Origin of the sequence: Verrucosispora sp. WMMD573 (genome assembly GCF_027497175.1) — a bacterium.
Taxonomy (GTDB): Bacteria; Actinomycetota; Actinomycetes; order Mycobacteriales; family Micromonosporaceae; genus Micromonospora.
Genome location: NZ_CP114901.1, coordinates 166,660 through 187,631 on the forward strand (window position 1 = coordinate 166,660; position 20,972 = coordinate 187,631).

The 20,972-nt window shown below is 68.6% G+C and carries 19 protein-coding genes and 1 pseudogene; 8 read left to right on the plus strand and 12 right to left on the minus strand.

Annotated elements, in window-relative coordinates; genetic code table 11:
* Positions 1 to 80: 80 nt before the first annotated feature.
* From aztD to O7601_RS00830, 4 genes and pseudogenes are all read left to right on the plus strand, one after another.
* Positions 81 to 1,262 carry a zinc metallochaperone AztD gene (gene aztD, locus O7601_RS00815; protein WP_281564402.1) on the plus strand — a complete coding sequence of 394 codons (1,182 nt, stop codon included), beginning with the start codon at positions 81 to 83 and terminating at the stop codon, positions 1,260 to 1,262.
* A 49-nt stretch (positions 1,263 to 1,311) separates the two neighbouring features.
* Positions 1,312 to 2,067 (plus strand): class I SAM-dependent methyltransferase, encoded by a 756-nt coding sequence (locus tag O7601_RS00820; RefSeq protein ID WP_281564403.1) that lies wholly within the window; start codon positions 1,312 to 1,314, stop codon positions 2,065 to 2,067.
* 309 nt (positions 2,068 to 2,376) lie between these two features.
* Positions 2,377 to 2,511: pseudogene (locus O7601_RS29440) on the plus strand (PIN domain-containing protein); the annotation flags it as partial.
* A gap of 165 nt (positions 2,512 to 2,676) precedes the next feature.
* On the plus strand, positions 2,677 to 3,165 hold the full coding sequence (locus O7601_RS00830) for a GNAT family protein (RefSeq protein WP_281564405.1): 489 nt from the start codon (positions 2,677 to 2,679) through the stop codon (positions 3,163 to 3,165).
* A gap of 99 nt (positions 3,166 to 3,264) precedes the next feature.
* Here O7601_RS00830 and O7601_RS00835 read toward each other — a convergent pair whose 3' ends face one another.
* The 11 genes from O7601_RS00835 to O7601_RS00885 are packed head-to-tail and all read right to left on the minus strand — an operon-like array spanning position 3,265 to position 14,435.
* On the minus strand, positions 3,265 to 4,545 hold the full coding sequence (locus tag O7601_RS00835) for an MFS transporter (protein ID WP_281564406.1): 1,281 nt from the start codon (positions 4,543 to 4,545) through the stop codon (positions 3,265 to 3,267).
* Between the two features lie 2 nt (positions 4,546 to 4,547).
* Complete coding sequence (locus O7601_RS00840) at positions 4,548 to 5,648, minus strand: sugar kinase (protein ID WP_281564407.1); 1,101 nt, start codon at positions 5,646 to 5,648, stop codon at positions 4,548 to 4,550.
* Complete coding sequence (locus tag O7601_RS00845) at positions 5,645 to 6,052, minus strand: hypothetical protein (RefSeq protein ID WP_281564408.1); 408 nt, start codon at positions 6,050 to 6,052, stop codon at positions 5,645 to 5,647. The genes O7601_RS00840 and O7601_RS00845 overlap by 4 nt, the downstream gene beginning before the upstream one ends.
* Before the next feature lie 44 nt (positions 6,053 to 6,096).
* The gene (locus O7601_RS00850; protein ID WP_281564409.1) at positions 6,097 to 6,234 is read right to left on the minus strand and encodes a hypothetical protein; all 138 of its coding nucleotides are present in this window, start codon (positions 6,232 to 6,234) and stop codon (positions 6,097 to 6,099) included.
* Complete coding sequence (locus O7601_RS00855; RefSeq protein WP_281564410.1) at positions 6,231 to 6,956, minus strand: hypothetical protein; 726 nt, start codon at positions 6,954 to 6,956, stop codon at positions 6,231 to 6,233. The genes O7601_RS00850 and O7601_RS00855 overlap by 4 nt, the downstream gene beginning before the upstream one ends.
* Positions 6,944 to 8,995: a heparinase II/III family protein gene (locus tag O7601_RS00860; protein ID WP_281564411.1), complete on the minus strand. Its 2,052-nt coding sequence runs from the start codon at positions 8,993 to 8,995 to the stop codon at positions 6,944 to 6,946. The genes O7601_RS00855 and O7601_RS00860 overlap by 13 nt, the downstream gene beginning before the upstream one ends.
* Complete coding sequence (locus O7601_RS00865; protein ID WP_281564412.1) at positions 8,995 to 10,581, minus strand: heparinase II/III family protein; 1,587 nt, start codon at positions 10,579 to 10,581, stop codon at positions 8,995 to 8,997. Before O7601_RS00865 ends, O7601_RS00860 begins: the two co-directional genes overlap by 1 nt.
* On the minus strand, positions 10,569 to 11,336 hold the full coding sequence (locus O7601_RS00870) for an SDR family oxidoreductase (RefSeq protein ID WP_281564413.1): 768 nt from the start codon (positions 11,334 to 11,336) through the stop codon (positions 10,569 to 10,571). Before O7601_RS00870 ends, O7601_RS00865 begins: the two co-directional genes overlap by 13 nt.
* Positions 11,337 to 11,349: 13 nt before the next feature.
* Positions 11,350 to 12,213 (minus strand): carbohydrate ABC transporter permease, encoded by an 864-nt coding sequence (locus O7601_RS00875; protein ID WP_281564414.1) that lies wholly within the window; start codon positions 12,211 to 12,213, stop codon positions 11,350 to 11,352.
* Complete coding sequence (locus tag O7601_RS00880) at positions 12,203 to 13,132, minus strand: sugar ABC transporter permease (RefSeq protein WP_281564415.1); 930 nt, start codon at positions 13,130 to 13,132, stop codon at positions 12,203 to 12,205. Before O7601_RS00880 ends, O7601_RS00875 begins: the two co-directional genes overlap by 11 nt.
* A gap of 22 nt (positions 13,133 to 13,154) precedes the next feature.
* Entirely contained in the window at positions 13,155 to 14,435 is a 1,281-nt protein-coding gene (locus O7601_RS00885; protein WP_281564416.1) for an ABC transporter substrate-binding protein, read from the minus strand.
* A gap of 260 nt (positions 14,436 to 14,695) precedes the next feature.
* Here O7601_RS00885 and O7601_RS00890 point away from each other — a divergent pair, with 260 nt between their 5' ends.
* The 4 genes from O7601_RS00890 to O7601_RS00905 all read left to right on the plus strand — a co-directional run bounded on the left by O7601_RS00890 (position 14,696) and on the right by O7601_RS00905 (position 19,844).
* Positions 14,696 to 15,757: a LacI family DNA-binding transcriptional regulator gene (locus O7601_RS00890; protein WP_281564417.1), complete on the plus strand. Its 1,062-nt coding sequence runs from the start codon at positions 14,696 to 14,698 to the stop codon at positions 15,755 to 15,757.
* 10 nt (positions 15,758 to 15,767) lie between these two features.
* Positions 15,768 to 16,520: a helix-turn-helix domain-containing protein gene (locus O7601_RS00895; RefSeq protein WP_281564418.1), complete on the plus strand. Its 753-nt coding sequence runs from the start codon at positions 15,768 to 15,770 to the stop codon at positions 16,518 to 16,520.
* A gap of 105 nt (positions 16,521 to 16,625) precedes the next feature.
* A complete protein-coding gene (locus O7601_RS00900; protein ID WP_281564419.1) occupies positions 16,626 to 17,792 on the plus strand; it encodes a polysaccharide lyase family 7 protein in 1,167 nt (388 codons plus the stop codon).
* A 111-nt stretch (positions 17,793 to 17,903) separates the two neighbouring features.
* Positions 17,904 to 19,844 (plus strand): chondroitinase-B domain-containing protein, encoded by a 1,941-nt coding sequence (locus tag O7601_RS00905; protein WP_281564420.1) that lies wholly within the window; start codon positions 17,904 to 17,906, stop codon positions 19,842 to 19,844.
* 105 nt (positions 19,845 to 19,949) lie between these two features.
* Here O7601_RS00905 and O7601_RS00910 read toward each other — a convergent pair whose 3' ends face one another.
* Positions 19,950 to 20,801: a fumarylacetoacetate hydrolase family protein gene (locus O7601_RS00910; protein ID WP_281564421.1), complete on the minus strand. Its 852-nt coding sequence runs from the start codon at positions 20,799 to 20,801 to the stop codon at positions 19,950 to 19,952.
* Between the last annotated feature and the right edge of the window lie 171 nt (positions 20,802 to 20,972).

A 20,972-nucleotide genomic window follows, 5' to 3' on the forward strand; every position in this document is an offset into this window, starting at 1 on the left:
CACACCCCGGCGTCGGGCCGGGAAGCACCCCGTGTAGGGTTAATAGAAATGATTGTCAGTTGCAATTGAGGGAGGAGTTCGTGAGGCATCGCAGAATCCGCGGCGCGGCCGCCCTGGTGGCGGCCACGCTGGCGCTCACCGCGTGCGCGTCCGATGCGGACGAGGGCAACGCACCGTCGGCCAGCTCGTCCGCCGCGGCCTCGGTGCAGGAGCCGGTGGCGATCACCTACGACGGCGGCATCTACGTGCTCGACGGCGAGGCGCTGAAGGTGGCGCACGACGTCGCCCTGCCCGGCTTCAACCGGGTCAACCCGGCCGGCAACGACAGCAACGTCTTCGTCTCCACCGAGTCCGGGTTCCAGGTCCTCGACGCGGCCGCCGGCAGGATGACCGACATCAACTACGCAGGCCCCAAGCCCGGCCACGTGGTGCTGCACGGTGACCGTACCGTTCTGTTCACCGACGGCACCGGCGAGGTGAACAGCTTCGACCCGAAGACCCTCGCCGACGGCAAGCCCGAGGGGCGCCAGTACAAGACCGCGCAGCCGCACCACGGCGTGGCCGTGGAACTCGCCGACGGCACCCTCGTGGTGACCCTCGGCACAGAGGAGTCGCGTCCGGGAGCGATCGCGCTGGACAAGGACGGCAAGGAGATCGCCCGCAGCGAGGAGTGCCCCGGCGTGCACGGCGAAGCCGTCGCCCAGGGCGAGGTCGTGGGCCTCGGCTGCACGGACGGCGTACTGCTGTTCAAGAACGGCGCCTTCGTGAAGGTCAAGAGCGCGGGTGCGTACGGCGCCGTCGCCACCCAGGTGGGCAGCGAGAAGTCTCCCGTCCTGCTCGGCGACTACAAGGTCGAGCCGGACGCGGAGCGCGAGTTCCCCGAGCAGTTCGCGCTCATCGACACGGCGGCCCAGAAGCTCCAGGTCGTGCCGATGCCCGAGGGCGTCAGCTACAGCTTCCGCTCGTTGGCCCGTGGTCCGCAGGGTGAGGGCCTGATCCTCGGCACCGACGGCAAGCTGCACGTGGTCGACCCCGCCTCCGGCAAGCTGACCAACTCGTGGCCGGTGGTCGGCGCCTGGAAGGAGCCGATGCAGTGGCAGGAGCCGCGCCCGGCCCTGTTCGTCCGCGGCGACGACGCCTACATCACCGAGCCCGCCACCAAGCAGGTGCACCGGCTCGACCTCAGCACCGGCAAGGTCGTCGGATCGGTGACGCTCGACGCCGTCCCGAACGAGATCAGCGGAACCCTGTCGGCGCACTGACGTCCCGGTGACCGGCGGTGGAGGCGACCTCGTCTCCACCGCCGGTCGCATGAGCGAGAACCACTACGAGAGGGCACGGATGAACGGCGACGAATACCACGACTCGGGCGAGTTCCTCGACCTGCTCAGTCTCGACGCGTGGCAGGCACTGCGGGATCCGGTACGGTCCGCGTTGGCCGGCGCCGCACCGCAGGCGGGCCCCATTGTGGACCTCGGAGCGGGCAGCGGGCTCGGCACCCTGCTGATCGCCGAGGTGTTGCCGGCCGCGCGGATCCTGGCGGTCGAGCCGTCGGCCGTCCAGCGCGCGGCCCTGCTCTGCCGACTCGGCCCCATCCCCGAGCTGCGGGAGCGGGTCACGGTGATGGCCGCCGCAGCGCAGGACGCCCCCCTGCCGGACCGGATCGGCGGCGCGGTCGCGATGAACATGATCGGGCATCTGGCACCGCCCGCCCGACGCGAGTTGTGGGGGCGACTGCGCGACCGACTCGCCGACAATGCGCCCCTCGTGGTCAACGCACAACCGCCGGCAGAGCCGACGGAGATTCCGGAGGCGGAGTTCGTGAGGGTGCGGGTGGGCGACCACACCTACCTGGGCAGCGGAGCGGCACAGCCGGACGGACCGGACACTCTGCGGTGGCGGATGCGCTACCAGGTGCTCGACCATGACGGCCAACCGGTACGTGAGGTCACTGCCGCCTACAGATGGCATGTCGTGTCACCGGAGGCGATCATCGCCGAACTGTCCGCAGCCGGTCTCGACGCGGTCACCGGCCCAATGGACGTGGTACGCGCGGTAGCGCGCTGATCCGGGGCTTTCTGGCCGCCCTGCTGCCATCAGTGGCAGCAGGGCGGTGATCTTGTAAACCGAACACGGATGTCGGTCTGGACGAGATCACCTCGCTCCCCCGGTGTGGCGGATGCCGCAGGCTACTGCGACATCCGCCAGCGACTCGTCGTGACCCGACTCCGGGCCGGGTCAGATCGCGGTGAGGGTGAGGGTGGCGGCGTAGGTGCCGGGAGCGGTGTCAGTAGGCAGATCCAGCCGAAGACCGGCGTCCAGTTGAGCGGTTCCGCGGCCCGCGCCGGCCGGCGCCGATCCGAGGACACAGCCGGTCGCGCCCCCTCAATCCCCGACCTACTGATCGCCGCCACCGCCGAAAAGACCGGACTGACCGTCCTGGCCGTCGACAAGGACTTCGACCTCATCGCCACGCTCACCGGCCAGCCGATCGAAACCCTGACCGGCTGAGCCGCACCCGCAAACCGCAGACCCACCACGAGCCCCCCACGCCGGGGCCAGGTGACCGGTCCGTTGGCCGAAGGCGTGTTGGGCTTGGTGACCAGGTGGGCTCCGGCGGCGACCGTGCGTTCGATAGCGCAGGCCGAGATCAAAGCCCAAAGCTAGTCTGACGCCATGGCGCTCAAGCTCCGCCCCCTCGCGCTCGACGACACCGCCGCCGTCCACGACTGGGCCCGCCTGCCGGAGTCGTGCCGCTACCAGATGTGGGGGCCCAATACGTACGAGCAGACTCAGGCACACGTACAGGCCGCGGTGGCGGCAGGGCCAGACCGCCTCGTTTTCGCGGTTCTCCTCAATGAGGAGGTTGTGGGTAGCGCCGAGTTGAGGCTGCACGGCCGCAGCACCGGGGAGATCGCGTACGTGGTGCATCCACGACGCTGGGGACAGGGCATAGCCACCGACGCGGCACGCAAGCTCGTGCGGATGGGCTTCGAGCAGCACCGACGCCACCGCATCTTTGCTACCTGCGATCCACGCAACCTTGCCTCGGCCGCCGTGCTTCGCAAGATCGGCATGCGGTACGAAGGGCGGATGCGCGGCACCGCGTACGTTCGTGACGGTTGGCGTGACTCTGACCTGTACGCGGTTCTTGCTTCCGATTGATCCACAGCCTCACGCGGTGAGGGGAGCGCTGCGGGCTCGGGCCCCGACGAGACAGGGGACCAGACTGTCATGGCGTCGACCCCGAGCCGCGTCAGCAGTTCATCCGGACGCGGCGACGGTTGTGTCCCGATGGGATCGGTCGCGCAGCACAAGCAGATACACGGCTGCCGTTGCCAGGCCCCACGCGGCGAAGACGGTCCACGGCACCCACTGCGCGAGGCCCGCATCCAGGTCGAGCAGCCACCCGCCACCGAGGTTGCCGATCAGCCCGCCGAGCGACAGTACCAACCCGTTGGCGCCGAAATACGACGCGACTGCGCCCGGTGGAGCGAGTCGCGAGACGGTGCCGTGAAGAGTCGGTAGCAACAGCACCTGTCCCAGGGTGAACACGATGACACCGGTGAGCACCCCCGCGGGTCCTGGCAATGTGCCCAGTAGCCACAGGCCGGCCGCGAGCGCAGTCGTGCCCAGGGCGAGCGTCTGGCCGGTACGAAGGTACCGCTCGGCGAGCCGGGTCAGCGGAACGGTCGCCACGACCATGACGATGGCCGCGACGCTGTAGACGAGGCCCAGTGACGTCGTTCCCGATAGGACCTGCCCCACGCGGACCGGCACCGCGAGGTAGAGCTGACTGAACAGGGCCCACGCCGCGGCACTGACCAGGACAAACCGCCGGAACTGGCGGTCCCGGGCGACCGTACGCAGCCGGTGCAGGGACGACATCCGGTCCGGCGTGCCGGCATTGTCGCGGTCCGGGCGCAGCCCGAACCAGGTGATCGCTCCGGCGAGCAGAAACAGGCCGGCCGCGACGAAGCACAGGGCGGGAAAGTTGGAGGCGGCCAGGATGCCGCCGAGGGCTGGTCCGGCAACGAACGCGGCGTTGCTGGCCATCTCCCGCACAGCGTAGGCCCGGGTGCGGTGCGGCGCAGGTGTCAGTTCGGCGTACAGGGCGTAGCTGGCGGGGTGGAACAGCGATCCGCCGAGACCGGCCAGGACCGAGGCCACCACGAGCCCGGGCACGGCGTCGACGACACCGAACGCGGCGAAGCCGGCGGCGCGTAGCAGCACGCCCAGGCAGATCGCACGGCGGTGGCCAAACCGGTCGGCGAGCATGCCAGACCAGAGCATCATGCCCTGCTGGCTGGCCGATCGTACTCCGGCGAGCAAACCGGTGAGTGCGATGCTGAGTCCCAGGTCGTGCAGGAGGTGGTAGGCCAGCAGCGGCACCAGGGCGTAGAAGCCGAGGCCCATGAGGAAGGTGTCGGCCACCATGATCCGCAGGCCGGGTGACCACCAGGAGCGCTGGTCGGCCGACGGCGCATGCCCCGGCGCGGAAGCCGACTCCGCGCGCCGGGGCTCAGTGCCGGTACGTCCCTTCACGCTCAGCGGTTCACCCGAGCGCCGGAGCCCGCCGCCAGTGCCTCGACCTCCGAGAGGCCGGCCATCGAGGTGTCCCCAGGCGTGGTCATCGCCAGCGCACCGTGTGCGGCGCCGAGTTCGACGCCGACACGAAGCTCACCACGCTCCATCAGCCCGTAGATGAGGCCGGAGGCGAAGCTGTCCCCACCGCCGACGCGGTCCAGAATCTCCAGATTCGGCCGATGCCGAGCGGTGACGAAGCCCGTGCCAGCGGACCAGCCGATGGCTCCCCAGTCGTTGACCGTGGCGGTCCGCACGGTACGCAGCGTGGTCGCCACCACCGCGAAGTTGGGGTACGACCGGGTGACCTGGTCGATCATCTTCTGGAAGTTGTCCACCTCCAGGTGGGACAGGTCCGCGTCGGTGTCCGGCACGTCGAAGCCGAGCGCGGCTGTGAAGTCCTCCTCGTTTCCAATCATTACGTCGACCATCCGGGCGAGCCGCTGGTTGACGTGCCGAGCGCGGTCCTGACCACCGACATCCCGCCAAAGGCTCGGCCGGTAGTTCAGGTCGTAGGAGATGATCGTGCCGTGCCTACGGGCGGCAGCCATGGCCACAGCCGCGGTCTCGGCCGCGATCTCGGATAGGCCGGCATAGATACCACCAGTGTGCAGCCAGCGTACGCCGAGGGTACCGAAGAGGTGATCCCAGTCGATTTGATCCGGTTGTAGCTGGCTGGCCGCGGTATGTCCTCGGTCGGAAGTTCCGACCGCGCCGCGCACGCCGTGGCCACGTTCGGTGAAGTTGAGTCCGTTACGGACGGTGCGGCCGATTCCGTCGTACGGCACCCAGTGGATCAGAGAGGTGTCCACCCCGCCCTGGAGCATCAGATCCTCGACGAGCCGGCCGACCTCGTTGTCGGCCAGGGCGGTGACGACAGCGGTGCGCAGGCCGAAGCAGCGGCGCAGCCCACGCGCAACGTTGTATTCGCCACCGCCCTCCCAGACCCGGAAGGTACGGGCGGTGCGAACCCGGCCTTCACCGGGGTCGAGTCGCAGCATCACCTCACCGAGGGAGATCAGGTCGAAGCGGCACTCTGCGGCGGGGCGGATGGTCAGGGTCATCGGTCACTCTCTCGGGATTCAGTCACGGCCGCGGTGGTCAACGAGGTCACGTCGTCCCATCGACCGGCGGCCAGCAGCGCGGCGGGGGCCATCCAGCCCGGGATCACTGGCACCTCGCGCCGCTGGCAGCGGCGTATGACGCCGGTGGAGAAGCCGGGGCAGACGACGAACCGGGCTCCGGCGTCGACGACGTGGTCGACCTGTTCGGCACTGGTGACCGTGCCTGCGCCGACAGTCAGGTCGGTGCGGTCGGTCAGGGTACGGATAGCGGCCAGGGCCGCGCGGGTGCGTAGGGTCACCTCGATCGTGTGCACGCCTCCGGCAGCCAACGCCGCACCCAGCGGTGTCGCCCAATCGGCGTTGTCGAGGGCCACCACCGGCAGGATGCGGTCAGCTGCGAGCATGTCGAGGACGGTGTTTCCGATTTCGGCTGTGGCCAGCGGTCCCGTCACCGGTCGACCCCGCTCGGGGAGGCCGGGTCGAAGTTGTCCGGGCTGACGTCGAGGCGCTCGTCCGAAGCGCCGTTGAGGTCGCCCTGCTGCTCCGGCGCGGTGCCGATGTCGTTGTGGGACACGTCGGTCGTCATGGCGTCCTCTTCACGTACGTGATATGCGCGGCCGGTGCAGTGGCCGACCGGCGACCGGCTGGAAGTTGCCCGGCGTCCGCGAGCCGGAGACCGAGCAGCAGCGGTAGCGTGGCACCGAGAAGCAGCGGACCGAGGGCCAGCGGTGCGGTGACCACCGGCACCACGACCGTCGCAGCCAGCAACAACAGCCCACGACCGGGCGATGCGAAAGCGAACAGCAGCGCGTCCCGACCCCAGCGCCCGGCGTCGCCGCCGGGATCCCGGGCGGCGGTGACCGCCAGCGCAAGGTGATAGGGCACCAGCACCAGAATCAAGCCGGCCTGGAGAGCCAGCAGGGCCATGGCTGGGTAGCCGGGACGAGCAGCGAGGAAGACGATGTTGGCCACGAGCACGGCACCGGCTGCCGTGGACACCAGCGCGTGGCGCCACAGCCGCCGCCAGTAGCTTCCGAAGGTGTCGAGGGTGCCGAGGAACGGCCGCGCCCGTCCGTGCGTGCGCCACTGCTGCAGCGCATGTGCGGCGGCGGCCATCGCGGGAAGCCAGGTAACGACGCCCAGGCACAGCAGGAGCAGGGCGCAACCGGCCAGCGCCGGGTAGGCGACGAACTCCAGCACCCGCAGGGCAATGCCCTCCCAACCCCCACGGGTGGAAGCCCCCGACCCGCCCCGATGGCCGGCCGGCTCACGAGCGGGCCGGGCCGCGACGGTGGTCAGGCTGGCCACGGCAGCACCCCGGTCACCGGCTTGACGCTGTCGACCACGGTAACGCCCGCCACCTCGACCCGGGTCGCGCCGACCACACCAACCCGTGCCCGGCCGCCGGCGACGGCCGGCAGAAGGATCACGGCGGCGGCGGCGGCCCGCACCGCCGCGCCGTCGATCCGCCGACCGCTCGGTGCCAGCAGTACGGTTTCCCCGTCGGCACCGAACCGCACCCCGACCCCGTCGGCGCAGTCCACCGGCTCGGCGACGGCAGGGGTGGGTGCCAGCGCCGAAGTCGGTTCGATGCTGGTCAGCATCCGGGTACGGGAGATCGGCGGCACCTCGACCCGGACCGTGTGCAGGGTACGCACGATGCGCAGGCTCGGGGTGCTGGCGGTGGGGTTGGCCTCGATCTCCGTCGTCGTCCGGCTGACCGCGGCGGTGTCCGGGGCGAACCTGCGTACATGCGCCTGGGCGGGCCCGGAGCGCAGCACGACGTCATCTCCGTCGAGCTCGGCCGGCCAGTCCGAGTGCAGCAGGAAGGTCCACCCGCGGGGCTGTTCGGCGGCGAGTTCGTCGAGGATGACCAACCGACCGGCCGGTGTGAAGACCAGTGTCCGGTCCACCTGCCGTACGCCCAGCGCCGGGTCGAACATGGCTGCCGACTCGGCCGTCGCATGCACGACGCCGTCGGTGGCGAGCACGTCCCGCAGCCGGGCCTGGCGCTCGTACGGCAGGTCCTTGTAGACGTGGTAGCGGTCCTCCCCCGCCCAGCCCTGCCCGTCGACCAACACCAGGTTGTGGTATGCGGCCCGTTTCCGGTTGCAATAGCCGTCGTCCACGGCGAGGAACGCGCCGTGCGCACCGAAGACGAAGGCTCCCGCGTCGGGATGGTGGTGCCCGGCATTGAGGGTTTCCCAGCCCTTGTCACGACGGAACCGCTCGGCGCTGTCCCAGGCCTGGTGCCCGCCGCCGGGTGCTGCCTTGAAGCTGACGAAGGCGGCGGCGTCATGCCAGCCGGTCCGGGCGGTCACCTGGCCGAGGTCGGGAAAGTGGGCGGTCGTCGCCACTGTGCGGGTCGGGTCCTCAGCCAGCACGCTCGGGTCGTACCAGAGCAGTTCGTAGCCGGCCTCCGGCATCACACCCGGCTTCACGCCGGAGGCGTACGCCTCCCGCCAGAAGTAACGCTCAGCGACCCGGTCGGCAAGCCAGCGGGCCCTACCGTCCCGGTAGACGGCGGCGAACTTGTGGTAGAGCGCGACGCTGTGCCCGGAGCGGCGGTCATGACAGTCGCCGTGGTCGATGTTCTCCTCGAAGCCGGGCGCACACTGGTGCAGCCGCCAGCCGAAGGTCCGCTGCAGGAAACCGCCCCGCCGCCACCAGTCGATTCCCTCGGCGTCCTGTAACAGGTCGAGGTGGATGGCCAGCCATGGCACGCCGTAGCGCCAGTAGACGACGCCCTCGGAGTCGGAGCCGTCGTCGGGCATCAGGTCCAGCACGGTGCCGAGATTGTCCCGGGCCCGGCCGCTCCACTCCGGCTTGTCGAGTACGTAGCCCGCGGCGGCGAGGCCCGCATAGCAGATCCAGTTGTGGTTCTGCCAGTAACTCGACGACCACCAGGAGCCCTCGGTCTCGACCGCGAAGCTGTACAGCCGTTCGCCCTGGAGCGTCAGCTTCGCGCGCAACGCCTCCGCCTCGTCGGCGGGCAGCTCGTCCCGCAGCCACGAGTACGCCAGCGACAGCCCGTGCAGCAGCCAGCCCGCGTCGAGGTCATGGTCGGGCAGCTTCGCCTTGCCCCAGTGCGGGTACGACACCGCGATCCTGATCCACCGACGCGCCTCCAACAGGTAGCCCGGTTGCCCGGTGAGACGGTACGCGAGGGCGAGGTTCATCGCGGCAGGGCCGAAGTAGGTGATGCTGGCGGTCGGGTGTTCTGTCGGCGGGCTTTGCCCGCGGTACCAGTCACACTGCTCGTACAGCCGTCGCCACTGAGCGGCGTGGGTGGTGGTGAGCGCGGCCCGCAATCCGTCGAGGCGGCCGCCGATGAGCAGGGGTTGCATCAGTTCTCCATCCGGTAGATCGAACGGAAGGTCACCGTGGTGGCGTCGACGGCGGTCCAGTCAACCCAGGTGCGGACCCGTTGCGGGTCGTCCGCCGGCCCCGGGCCGGGCCGGCACATCGCCACCGCGGCGGTCGAGGAGGTGTGCTGGCCCCGTAGGGTCTGCCGGCCCGGCCACACCGTCTCCATCGACCCGCCGGCGCCGGCGCGAACGGTCAGGTCGACGTCAGGTCTCAGATGGACGGCGATCCGGCGGGGCCGGTCGGTCTCCACAGTCAACTCGTCGACCAGCGCGCCGTCGCGGAGGGTCAACCGACGACGGGCCGACACCCCGGGGTACGCGGTGTCGCAGCCGACACTCACGGAACGGTTGTCGTGCCCGAGCAGGTGACCCGCGCACTCCGCCTGGTCGAGCCCGTCGACGGAGAACGTGGGATGGGCGGCGGTGGAGGCGTAGTGCTGCCGCCAGCCCCGATGTGCGTACGGCACCTGACCGGGGTCGGGCTGCCAGGGGGTGTCGGCGCCGTACAGATAGAGCGCCAACTTGTCCCGGTGGCCGTGTGAACCGCCGTGCGGACCGAAGTCGACCACGGCGTGCAGCCCCGATCCGCGTAGCACCGCGTAGCCGGTCGCCGGATAGACCGTCACCGGTCCCGGTTGATCTGCACCGGCACCGAGCAGCGGCAGCAGTTCCCGAAGTTCGTCCAGCTCGTACTGGGCCGGCGGCCGGTCGTAGGGGCCGTCGTGCAGGGCGGGCAGCAGGCCACCAGAGGTAGTGAGGGTGTCCAGCACCCCGGCCATCGCGGTCAGCCGCGACCGCACCTCACCCGGCACCGGGACGTGCGGCAACGCTTCCAGGGTGAGCAGGTACGCCCGCAGCACGAAGCCGTGGTAGTAGGTGGAACCCTCCCATTCCCAGCCGTCCGGTCGGACCGCCGCGAGCACGTGGTCACCCATGCCGTGCCGACCGCTGATCCATTCCGGACGGCCGGAGCAGGCCGTCCCGGCGGCGATCAGCCAGGCGGTGTAGTTGGAGTCGAACCGGCCGTCGGCGACGAGCGCGTCGCGGGCCTGCCCGGCCGCCGTGCCGAGCGCCCGCAGCAGTTGGGTCACCTCGGTGGGCAGGGGCTGCCCGATCGCCCTCAGCGCCCGAGCGGCCTGGCCGATGCTCACCGCCCAGATGGCCTCGGTCAGCGCCTGGTGGAACAGCCGACCACGCAGCATCCACTCGGCGGCACCGTCGTGCGGCGCCGCTCCGAGCGCCGCGTACTGCCGGGCGTAGGCGGTCAGCAGGTCGACCGCCAGGTGACGGTCCGCGGCCTGCGGGGACCGGGCGAGCGCCCGGATCCGTCGGGCGCTCGCCTGGTGGGCGAGGACCGTCCAGGCCCCTCGAACCGCTGGCTCGTCGATTCGGCAGCCGTGCCGGCAACGGGCGCCGCCCGCTGGGAAGACACCGTCGAGCAGGCCGTCGTGTTCGAGTTCCACGCCGTGCGCGGGGCAGACGTAGGCGTGCCACCAGCCACCGCGCTCGGCGGGGAGTACCGGCGCGCGTGGCGGTGCCGCCGGTGCGCCGGTCACCGGAACCATGCGCCACCGTCGATGTCGATGGTGGCACCGGTGACGTAGCCGGCGGCATCGGAAGCCAGCCACACGACCGCGGCGGCGACGTCCTCCGGCCGACCACCTCGCCCCAGCGGCACCCCGGCGATGATCGCCTCCTGCGTCTTCGCCGGGGTGAAGGTGTCGTGAAAGGCGGTGCCGCCAATGAAGCCCGGTGCGACCGCGTTCACGGTCGTACCGGTGCTGGCCATTTCCTTGGCGAGTCCCTTAGTCAGGCCACGTACGCCAGCCTTCGCCGCCGCGTAGACCGCCGATCCGGCGCCACCGCCGTTCTGCGCGGCCAGCGACGACATGGTGATGACGCGGCCGGCGGTCCCGGCGGCACGCAGGTGCGGGATCGCCGCCCGGACGGTACGGAAGGTGCTGCCCAGGTTCAGGTCGACCACCTGGGCGTAGTGCTCGTCGGTCATCTCCGCCACCGGGCTGCGGCCGACCATGCCCCCGGCGTTGCACACCAAGATTTCCAGGCCGCCGAGGAAGCCGGTGACCTCGTCGAGTAGGTCGGTCACCTCCTCGGTGCGCGTGAGGTCGGCCTGCCGGACGACACTCTTACGGCCCAGTGCCTCGATGGCCGCCGCCACCTCGGCGGCAGGCCCGGCAGAGTGTCCGTGGTGGACGGCGACGTCCGCCCCGGCCCGGGCCAGCGCCACGGCGATGGCGGCACCGATACCGTGGCCGGCGCCGGTGACGAGCGCGCGGCGTCCGGTCAGGTCGAGAGTCATCAGGTGCTCCTTTTTACTTGATTCCGGCAGTGGCGAAGCCCTGCACGAAGTAGCGCTGGGCGAACAGGAACAGCACGATCATCGGCACGGTGGCCAGTGTCGAGCCGGCCATCAGGTAGGACCATTCGGTCCGCTCGGCCTGCTGAAAGGCGGCCAGACCGACCTGGATGACCCGCAGGTCGTCGCGGGTGGTGACCAGCAGCGGCCAGAGGAAGTTGTTCCAGCTGTTCTCGAAGGTGACCAGGGCGACGGTGGCGATCGCGGGTTTCACCAGCGGGGTCATCACCCGGGCGAAGATCCCGAACTCGCCCATCCCGTCGATGCGGGCCGCTTCCTCCAACTCCCGTGGCAGCGACAGGTAGAACTGCCGGAACAGGAAGATCGCGAACGGGGTCAGCGCCCCTGGGATGATCAGGACCCACCACGAGTCGAGCCAGCCGTAGCCGCCCCGCCCGAGGTAGTCATTGCCGCCGAAGAACGGCATTCCCTTGGCGATCAGGTACTGCGGGACGATCTTCGTGTAGGTGGGGATCATCATCATCGCCAGGACGGCCATGAACACCACGGTCCGGCCCCGGAACGGAACCCGGGCCAGCGCGTAGCCGGCCATCGTCGCCAACATCAGATTGATCACCGTGTGGCCGATGGCGATCAACAGGCTGTTGCGGAAGTACGTCCCGAACGGGGCGTAGTCCAGCGCGGCCTGGTAGTTGCTCCACACCCATTCGGTGGGTAGCAGCTGCGGTGGGTAGGTGGCGATGTCGGCGCGGCTCTTGAGCGACGTCAGAATCATCCAGACGAACGGCACGATCATGATGAGCCCGCCGAGGCCGAGCAGCAGATGCAGCACCCAACGGGCGTCGAACTTACGCTTCATCGCCGTCCTTCCCGGTCAGTCGACGGCCGATCACCGTCAGGACGAGCAGGAAGGCGAAGAGCACCACGCTCTGCGCGCAGGCCGCCGAGATGTCGAACTCACCGAACGCGGTCCGGTAGATCTCGTACGTCATCACGGTCGTCGAGTTCGCCGGGCCGCCGTCGGGAGTCAGCACGTACACCTGGTCGAAGACCTGGAACGCGTCGATCATCGAGACGATGAAGACGAAGAACGTGGCGGGTTTCAGCAGCGGCAGGGTGATCGCGAAGAACTTGCGAACGCTAGAGGCGCCGTCGATGTCCGCTGCCTCGTACAGGTCGTGCGGAATGTTCTGTAGAGCGGCCAGGTAGATCAGCATCTTCAGACCGATGCCTTTCCAGATGCTGACCAGGATCACCGCCGGCATCGCCCAGTCGGGGTCCGACAGCCAGGCCGGCCCGTTCACTCCCACCCAGTCCAGAAGAAGGTTGAACAGCCCGAGGTTGGGCTCGAACATCCACATCCAGACCAGCGCGATCGCGACGGTGGCGGTGATGTGTGGCATGAAGAACGCCGCACGGTACCAGGCCAGCGCCTTGATCCGTTGGTTGAGCAGCACCGCGATGATCACTGCGATCGCCATCGCCACCGGCACGGTGAAGAAGGTGAAGACAACGGTGTGCCAGATCGACAGGTTCCAGATGTCGTCGGCGAAGATCTCGCGGAAGTTGTCCAGGCCGGCCCACTCGACGGTGCCGGCGATGACGTCGTAGTTGGTGAAGGCCAGGCCGAACGTGGCCACCACCGGAATGCCGATCCACCAGATCAGGTGGATGACCGATGGGGCCAGCATCAGGTACGCCGCACGGCGACGTTCGGCACCGAGCCTTCGGCGACGGCGGGGCGGGCGTGGCGCCCGACTCGCGGACGCCACGCTCACGGATTCGAGGGTGCTGGTCATGTCATCCCTTGGCGATCGCTGCCTGGGCCTTGACCACCAGCTCGTCGAGGGCCTGCTGCGGGGTCTTCTGGCCCAGCAGCGCGGACTCGATGGCCGCCTTGAAGTCACCCCGGATTTCCAACCAGGCCGGGACCCCACCTTCGGAGTAGGCGGCGTCGAGGTTCGCCATGGCGAATTGCGCGGCCTTGTTGCTCTCCACGTACTCGGAGTCGGCCAGGCTGTTGAGGGCCGGTACGTTACCCCGCTGCTCGTTCGCGGCGAGCGATGCCTGCTCGTCGGTGAGGAAGCTGACCAGCGCCTTGGCAGCGGCCGGACGCTGGGACTTCGCCGAGACGGTTGCCAGGGTGCCGCCCTGGAACATCGCGGGCCGCTCATTGTTGATCATAAAGAAGCCGATCTTGTCTTCTTTGATCAGTTCCGGTGCCTGCTCCTCGATCGCCAGCAGGTGGTTGTTGTGACCCACCATCATCGCCGCGCGCCCCTGGGCCAGCGGGAGACCGGTGGCACCGGGCTGAGTGAAGCCGAAGTCCTCGGACTTGTCGGTGCGGATGATGTCGGTCATCAGTTGCAGCGCACCGACCGCCTCGGGACTGTTGAAGGCAGGCTTTCCGTCGGGAGTCCACAGCTCGCCGCCGTTGGCCCACATCAGTGGGAGGAACGTCTGACGTAGGTCGTTGGAGAGGATGTCGACGCCGGCGCGGGTGAGCTTGCCGCTGCCGTCCCGCACGGTCAGCTTGCGGCCGATCTCGCGTAGCTCGGCGAAGTTGCTCGGCGGGGCCGGGATGCCCGCCTCGGCGAAGATGTCCTTGCGGTACAGGCCGAACCGGGTGTCCAGCATGATCGGCAGGCCGTAGACCTTGTCCTGGTAGATGCCGGGCTCCACCACCCGCTCGTTGTACCGCTGGGTCAGCTCCTGCTTACTCTCGTCGAGTTCCGCCAGGGCGCCCTTCTCCGCGAACGGCGGAATCCAACCGACCCCCATCAGCATCACGTCGTACGGCCGACCACCGGCGATCGAGGTGGTGAGCTTCTCGTTGAGCTTGCCGTACGAGGTGTAGTCCACCTCGACGGTAATGTCCGGGTACTTCTCCTTGAAGTCGCCGAGCTGCTTCTCCAGCACGGTCTTGCCGTCCGCACCCTCGAAGATCGGGGTCAGCAGCCGAATCGTGCCGCTGGCCTCGTCATCGTTACTGGGTGCCGAACCGCCACAGGCGGTGGCGAACAGCGTCGCGACGAGCGCCACCGCCATCGCACGCGTTCGACTCCCCCGGGTTCTGGTCATCCTGGCCTTCCCTCCCGCAGCGGAACTCCGCCGCCCTGGGTAACCGCCCACATCGCGGTTCGGATTGTCATCGCCAAGTCATGCATCGATTTACTGGTACAACGTTGCAGCAAGGTTAGGAGCGGTGTGCAGTGCTGTCAATGCCTAGACATGACGGCGAAACACCGGCTTAACTGAGGTGGCTAGGAGTGGTCATCCCGCGGTAAACCCCTACACTCGGATCGTTCCGATCCGTCTGAACCAACCGGGAGAAGCTCGACGTGAGTGGTGTGACGATCTACCAGGTGGCCCGAGAGGCTGGCGTCTCGCCCAGCACCGTGTCGAACTTCCTCAACGGCCGGCCCGGCCGGATGCTCCCGCAGACCCGAACCCGGGTGGCCGACGCGATAGACCGGCTCGGCTACCGCCCGAATCGCGCCGCCCGGCAGTTGCGTACCGGCCGGATTCAGGTGGTCGGGTTGGTCGTGCCCTCGGTCGCCAACCCGTTCTGGGGCAACTTCGCTCGCTACCTGGAACGCGCCGCGCTGGCTGACGGGTACCACGTCCTGCTGTGCAACAGCGAGCGGGAGCCGGACCGGGAGCGACGCTACCTCGAGGAACTCTGGGCCGACGGCATCCGCGGGGTCGTCCTCTGCTCCTCACTGCCCTCCCTGAACCACGTGCTGCCCCTGGTCGAGGCAGGGCTCAGCCTGGTCGCCTTCGACCGCACCGCACAGGCCGGCGACCCGGGCACCCTGGTGAACATCAGCGTCGACAACGTGGTGGGTTCCCACCTCGCCACCGCCCACCTGCTGGAGCTCGGCCATCGTCGCATCGCATTCGTCTCCGGATCGCTGCGCAGCGTCAACCGCCGGGAGCGGTTTCGTGGCTTCACCGACGCGTTGGAGCAGGCCGGGCTGGACCCCGCCGAGGCGATCGTCTGGTCCGGCGGCGCGGAGCAGGAGCCGTACGGCGATCTCGATGCCGCCGGGCTCGGTCGCACCGCCGCACACGAGTTGCTGCAGTCCAAGGATCGTCCCACCGCCATCGTCGCCATCAACGACATGTGCGCCCTCGGCATCAGTGCCGGTATCCGGGATGCCGGACTCCGGGTGGGCGAGGACGTGTCCGTGGTCGGCTTCGACGACATCGTGCTCGCCGATCTGGCGGCACCACCCCTGACCACGGTCCGCCAGCCGATCGGCGACATGGCCGCAGCCGCCTTCCGGCACCTGCTCTCCCGAATCGACGAGGCCGAGGCCAGCCCCAGTCAGTCCCTGCTGCTCCGACCGGAACTGGTGGTGCGCGCCTCGACCGGACCGGCACCCGAACCCAGGGAGTAGGAACACGACGATGACGACAGGCGGCACCCCCCGGGTCAAGTCGGCGGACCGCACCGTCGAGCTGCTGGAACTGCTCGCCACCATGCCGGACCGGCGCACCCTCGTGGAACTCGCCCGGGACCTCGGAATCCCGAAGAGCAGCATGCATGGCCTGCTACACACCCTGGTGCAGCGCGGATGGGTGGAGACCGACACCGGCGGGTCCCGCTACGGTCTGGGCGTTCAGGCGCTGCGCACCGGAGCCGCATACCTGCGCACCGATCGCGCGGTCCGGCGTCTCACCTCGGTCGTCGACTGGCTGCACCGGGAACTCGACACGACAGTGCAGCTGGGTCGGCTGGTCGGCGGGCACATGGTCTGTCTGCTGACCCGGGAGAAGGCCGACGTGCGACCCATGCTCCGCACAGGTTGGTCCTCACCGGCTTACACCACTGCGATGGGCCGAGTCGTGCTGGCCCGCGCCACGGGCGATGACGTGCCGTTGGCACGGATGCTTCCCGCCTCGGCCGCGCTGCCACCGGCGGCCCTCGACGCGCTGCGGCATGACCTCGCCCGGACGGTCGAGCGAGGTCATGCCGTCGACACGAGACTGACCGATCTGGACCACGGCACCGGCGTGGCGGTGGCCGCCCCACTCACACTCGGCCCGTACGACGCGATCGGCGTCTGCACGCCCGCCGACGCACTGACCGAGCCGCAGGCTCATGAGATCGCCGCGGCGATCCGGGGGGCGGTCACGGCCGGACTGGCCGGCCGGCTCTAACAATCTTGAAATCTCGCGTTGACCCGGCAGTCATCTTCTTCTATGGTCACTCGGCACTAGTGCGACATAGTTCACATATAGGAACTCCTATCTGAAGGATCCCTAATGAGACGAACCACCACCATCGCGCTACCCGCTGCCCTTGCCCTTGCCGCCGGTGCGGCGCTTGTCGCCGCACCGGCGCAGGCCGCTACCGCCCTGCCCGTCACCGCCGCGACGGCCAGCTCCCACGACGGCAACGTGCCGGCCAACGTCATCGACGGCAGCCTCTCCACCCGCTGGTCGGCCCTGGGCGACGGCTCGTGGATCCGCCTCGACCTCGGTGCCAGCAAGCAGGTCGGCTCGGTCGGCATCGCCTGGTACAACGGCAACCAGCGGCAGGCCACCTTCACCGTGCAGACGTCCACCGACGCCAGCTCCTGGACGACAGTCGTGTCCCAGCGACAGAGCAGTGGCAGCACCACCCAGCTGGAGAACTACGACTTCACCGACCGGTCGGCCCGCTACGTCCGCATCGTCGGCTACGGGAACACGGCCAACGACTGGAACAGCATCACCGAGGCGACGGTCTACGGCACCGACGGCAACGGTGGAGGCGGAGGCGACTGCGCCGTCCCCGCCGACGTGCTCAACCTGACCAATTGGAAGATCACCCTGCCGACCGGATCCTCCGGCAGCCCGACCGAGATCAAACAACCCGCCCTGGACAGCTTCCAGGTCTCTCCCTACTTCGTCACCGCCAACTCGTGCCAGTCGGTCCAGTTCCGGTCCCCGGTCAACGGGGTGACCACGAGCGGCTCCAGCTACGCCCGTTCGGAGCTGCGCGAGATGGCGAACAACGGATCGAGCAACGCGAGTTGGTCGTCGACCTCCGGCACGCACACCCTGGTGGTGGACGCCGTGTTCGACACGCTGCCCTCGACCAAGCCACACGTGGTGGTGGCCCAGATCCACGACTCCGACGACGACGTCACCGTGTTCCGGCTCGAAGGCACCAGCCTCTACGTCACCAACGATAACGACACGCACTATCACCTGGTCACCAGCAACTACCAGCTCGGCACCCGTTTCCAGGCCAAGTTCGTGGTCAGCGGCGGCCAGGTGAAGGCGTACTACAACAACGTTCTGCAGACGACCATCACCAAGAGCTTCTCCGGCGCCTACTTCAAGGCCGGCGCCTACACCCAGGCGAACTGCTCCAACTCCTCGCCGTGCAGCAGCAGCAACTACGGACAGACCCGTATCTTCGGCCTCACCGTGACCCACTCCTGACCGCGCGCCGCCCGGGAGCTGCGGCTCCCGGGCGGCCGCACTGTGTCCACGATCCTGCCCAGTCGCGGGACCGCACAGCGATGATCCCTTGTGCACGAACAGGAGAGTCCGATGAATCGCGCGAAGTTGAGCGCACGCGGCGCCCTCGCCGCCGCGGCACTCGCAGCAGGCATTCTCGCGGCACTGCCCGCTCTTGCCGGAGCACACCCCGCAGCCGACCCCCCGGCCGAGCCGAGCCGGTTCGCGGTGAACGCCACCGAGCCGCTGGCCGTCTGCGCGGTGAGCGCGAGCGGCAACGACGGAAACTTGCCGACGAACACCCGCGATGGTGACCTCGGAACCCGCTGGTCCGCCGACGGCGACGGCGTCTGGATCCGCTACGACCTCTGCTCGGTTGTCACCACGGGCGCGGTGACGGTGGCGTGGTACAAAGGCGACCAGCGCCAGACGACCTTCACCGTACAGACCTCGACCAACGGCACGAGCTGGACCACCGTCGTGCCGACCCGGACCAGCTCGGGGTCGACATCGCTACCCGAGACCTACGACTTTCCCGCCGTCGCCGCTCGACACCTGCGCATCCTCGGCTACGGCAACACCCAGAACGGGTGGACCTCGATCACCGAAGTGCGCATTCTCGGGTCCGGCCCGGGCGCAACTCCATCACCCACGGCCACAGTCAGTCCGACGCCAACGCCGAGCACGCCGCCGCCGGGCGGCGCGATCGTCAACGTGTCCTCGTCGACGCAGCTCAGCAACGCGATGGCCAACGCCGCAGCCGGCCAGACGATCCTGCTCGCCGACGGCAACTACTCGATCGGCAAGCTCAACGCCAGGCACGGCACCGCCAACGCACCAATCACGATCATGGCGGCTCATCAGGGCAAGGCGGTCATCACCGGCGGTCAGCTCGAAGTGCTCGACTCGTCGTACGTCACTGTCAGTGGGTTGACCTGGCGCAACAGCAACACCTTGAAGCTCACCGGCTCGCACCACGTCAGACTGACCCGCAACCACTTCCGGCTCGCCGAGTCGAGTTCGCTGAAGTGGGTCATCATCCAAGGCGCGGACAGTCACCACAACCGCATCGATCACAACCTGTTCGAAGAGAAGCACCAGCTCGGCAACTTCATCACCATCGACGGATCGTCCACCCAGCAGTCCCAGTACGACCTGATCGACCACAACCACTTCCGCAACAGCGGCCCCCGCGCCACCAACGAGATGGAGGCCATCCGGGTCGGTTGGAGCGCGATCTCCCAGTCGAGCGGGCACACCACGATCGAGAACAACCTGTTCGAGAACTGCGACGGCGACCCAGAGATCATCTCGGTGAAGAGCAACGACAACACGGTGCGGTACAACACCTTCCGCACCTCGCAGGGCACGCTGTCGCTGCGCCACGGCAACCGCAGCCAGGTGCACGGCAACTTCTTCCTCGGCGGCGGCAAGGCCGGCACCGGCGGAGTCCGGGTCTACGGTCAGGACCACAAGATTTACAACAACCACTTCGAAGGGCTGACCGGCACCGGCTACGACGCCGCCCTGCAACTCGACGGCGGCGACGTCGACACCTCGGGGGCACTCTCCGCGCACTGGCGGGTGTATCGGGCCACAGCGGTGCACAACACCTTCGTCAACAACGTGTCGAACATCGAGATCGGCGCCAACTACACCCTCGCGCCGGTCGACAGTGTCGTGGCCGACAACATTGTCGTCGGTTCTCAGGGCACCCTGATCAACGAGCTGAAGACCCCCAGAAACATGACGTACGCCGGCAACATCGCCTGGCCGACCGGCTCGGCCAGCGTCGGTACGGCCGTCGGAGTTCGGACCGTCAATCCGCTCCTGACCAAACAGGGTGAGGTGTACCGGATCGCCTCCGGCAGCCCCGCCGTCAACACCGCCACGGGCAACTACCCGTACCTGACGCATGACATGGACGGGCAGCCGCGCAGCGGAACCGCCGACGTCGGGGCCGACGAGTTGTCCAGCGCTGCGGTTGATCGAAGCCCGCTCGACGCCGCGAGCGTGGGAACAAACGCGCCCTGACCCGCAGAGAGCTCGGGCCGCCGCACGGCAGGTGCGGCGGCCCGACTCGCGATGTCAACGCATCGCCGGGTCCGCCCGCCCGACCACCATCGATCAGGCTGGCGCTCAGGCGGCAGCGCGGCAGACCTGCCGCTGCTCTCCCAGCCCCTCGATACCGACCCGCACCACGTCGCCCTCCCGCAGAAACGGAAACCGGCCGGACAGTGCGACCCCCTCCGGCGTACCGGTGTTGACCACATCGCCCGGCTCCAACACCAGGTACTGGCTCAGATACCACACCAGGTGCCGCACGTCGAAGATCATGTCCTGGGTGGTGGACGCCTGCCGGGGTTGATCGTTGACGAAGCTCGTCACGCCCAACCGCTGGGGATCACCCACCTCGTCGGCAGTGACCAGCCATGGGCCCAGCGGGTTGAACGCCTCGCAGCTCTTGCCCTTGACCCACTGGCCGCCGGAGTCACTCATCTGGAACTCACGCTCGGACAGATCGTTGGAGACCGCATATCCGGCGATGACCTGATCGGCCTCGGCGGGTGATGCCAGGTATCGGGCCGGGCGACCGATGATCACCGCAAGCTCCGCCTCCCAGTCCGTCTTGGTCGCGCCCTTCGGGATGACGATGTCGTCGTACGGGCCGACGACCGTGTTGGACGCCTTGAGGAAGACGACGGGCTCGGCCGGCGGTGCGACGCCGGACTCCGCAGCGTGCCGGGCGTAGTTCAGCCCGATGCACGCGACCGTGCCGGGCCTGGCGATCGGTGCACCCACCCGCATGCCGGTGACATCGATCTCCGGCAGCTCCCCTGCCGACCAGGCATCCCGCGCCTGCTCGAAGCCCCCGCCGGCGAGGAAAGCGCCATCGATGTCCGTTGCGATGCCCGTCAGGTCGAAATGACGGCCGTCGGCGAACAGGACAGGCTGCTCACCGCCCCGTGGACCGACTCGCATGAACCTCATGTCTCAACGTCCTCTCGGCGTCTGATCCGCAGGCAGAGACCCTCACGTACCCGCCTGCTCCGGCCCCGCCTTGTCAGAGCCCGAACCTAGTAAATCGATGCACTCGCGATCTTGATCGAAGATACAACCGGGTCGGCAGTCTGTCAATTGGCCGCGTTTACAACCTGCGTC